This is a genomic window from Streptomyces poriferorum (assembly GCF_019399235.1).
In the GTDB taxonomy this organism is placed as follows: Bacteria; Actinomycetota; Actinomycetes; order Streptomycetales; family Streptomycetaceae; genus Streptomyces; species Streptomyces poriferorum.
Map to the genome: position 1 here is coordinate 1 of NZ_JAELVH010000493.1, position 2362 is coordinate 2362.

Annotated in this window: 2 protein-coding genes; one reads left to right on the forward strand and one right to left on the reverse strand. The window is 65.6% G+C overall.

All coding sequences use genetic code 11. The features are described from left to right. On the forward strand, nt 1-496 hold a 496-nt coding region (locus JGS39_RS38855; RefSeq protein WP_219574479.1), incomplete at its 5' end, for a SidA/IucD/PvdA family monooxygenase. Between the two features lie 86 nt (nt 497-582). Here JGS39_RS38855 and JGS39_RS38860 read toward each other — a convergent pair. Then, nucleotides 583-2362 (reverse strand): bifunctional metallophosphatase/5'-nucleotidase (locus JGS39_RS38860; protein ID WP_236066011.1); only part of this gene is annotated, 1780 nt, incomplete at its 5' end.

A 2362-nucleotide genomic window follows, 5' to 3' on the forward strand; every position in this document is an offset into this window, starting at 1 on the left:
CCACGGCGGCTGGCCCGACGCCACCCTCACCCCCGGCGTCACCGTCCGCACCGCAGGCCGCCTCGCCAACACCCGCATCGAACTCCACCTCGAACACACCCAACAAGGCACCCGCACCCGCCTCACCACCGACGCCGTCGTCCTCGCCACCGGCTACCGCGAACGCCCTCTCGACCCCATCCTCGACAGCCTCGGCACCCACCTACGCCGCGACACCGCCGGACGCCCCCGCATCGACCACCACCACCGCCTCGACCTCGACCCCACCATCACCGGCAACATCTACGTACAGAACGCCGAACGCCACACCCACGGAGTCGGCGCCCCCGACCTCGGACTCGCCGCCTGGCGCAGCGCCACCATCCTCAACCACCTCACCGGCACCACCCCCTACCCCCTCCCCCAACGCACCGCCTTCACCACCTTCGGCCTCACCCAGAACACCGGCATCCCCGCACAGAACCCCGTCCTCGTCCCCCTCATCCGAGGCAACTGACCCGCCCCCCACACACACAAAGGCGGCCGCCCACCTCCCACAAAGGAAGCAGAGCGGCCGCCCCACACACACCAGCCGGCACCCGACTAGAACACCGGCGAACCATCCCGCGTCAGACGCCAGTCCACCGAAGCGAACTCCGCACCATCCACCGAACCCTTCGCCTGCACCCACGAAATAATCGTGTTCCGGATCTCCTCCGAATTCGCCCACAACTGCTTCGCAGCCGGCACATGCGGGAAGTTACCCCCACCGCTCGCCCGGTAGTTGTTCACCGCCAGCACGAACTGCGCCGCAGGATCGATCGCCTTCCCCTCGAACGAAAGACCCACGATCCGCGAACCATTCGGCTTCGCGATGTCGATGTCATACGTCAGACCCGACACCGCGTCGTAGTTGTAGTCGGGAGTATTATCCGCATTCGTCAGCTTCGCCGTATCCACCGGCGCACCCGCCGCCGTCTGCACGTAATACCGCGCCGAGAACTCCAGATAATCCTTGATCTGCGCACCCGTCACCAACCGCGCCTCAAGCGTGTTCTCGAACGGATACAGACCCGCCGCATCCTTGATCGTCACATTGCCCGCAGGGATCTGCGCCGTACGCGAGAAGCACGACGCCTGCGACAGCACCGGCAGCGCCGCGTACTCGCCACCCGCCAGCGCCGCCTTCACCGTCTCCGCCTGGACGACATTGATCAGATCGATGATCGGCTCGTCCTTCCACGCCGCCTCGGCCGTCGTCATCGCCGCAGTCGACGTACCGATCACCTGGTTGACGTACGCGACCACCTTCGTGTGCTCGTCCGCCAGCATCTTCGTGATCTTCGGGTCCTCGGCCACCGTGTTCGAGTTCAACACCTGCGACCCGGCCTTCTCGACCACCCAGCGGCCCTTCTCCCACACCAGATCGAAGTCGAACAACGTCAGCCGCTGCCCCCACTTCAACGGCTCCGACAGCACGACCTTCTTACCGGTCTGCTTGTTCTCCACGAAGTACTCGGGAATCTCCGAGTGCGCGTGACCCACCAGGATCGCGTCGATCCCCGGCACCTGCTCCGCCACCAGACCCGCAGCGTTCTCCACATACGGAATCTGATCCCCGTACGACGACGTCCCGCTGCTCCCCGAGTGCGCCGAAACGATCACCACGTCCGCACCCATCGAACGCAGCCGCGGCACATACTTCGCCGCCTGCTCCTCAAGACCCGGGAACACCATCTTCCCGCCCACGTTCGCCTTGTCCCAGATTGCGATCCCCGGGTTGGTCAGACCCAGAATCGCCACCTTCACATCCCGGCCGTGCGGCGTACGCAGCTTCTTGATCACATACGGAGCGAAGGCCGGCCGCAACGTCTTCGCATCCAGCGCGTTCGCACCCAGCAGCGGGAAATCACACTGCTCCTCGAACTTCCGCAGCACCGGAATGCCGTAATTGAACTCGTGATTGCCCAGCGCCGCCGCGTCATAACCGATCGCGTTCATCGCCTGCGCCATCGGGTGGACCGGCCCGCGCTTCGCGGTGATCGGATCGATCTTCGCGTAGTAGTACGACAACTGCGTGCCCTGGATCGTGTCACCCGCATCGATCATCAGGGTGTTGTGGCGGCCCTTCTCCCGGCGCACCTGATCCACCAGCGTCGAGATCTTCGCCAGACCGACGTCGTTGTGCGCCTTGTCGTCGAACTCCTTGTCCGTGAAGTAGTCCCAGTTGAAGACGTTCCCGTGCAGATCCGTCGTCCCCATCACGGTGAACGAGTACCGCTTCGGCGGACGCCCGTGCCCGTGCCCGTGACCATGCGCCGCCGCCGGCCCCGCGGCACCGCCCACGATCGCCACACCGGCCCCGGCCGCGGCCGATGTGCCC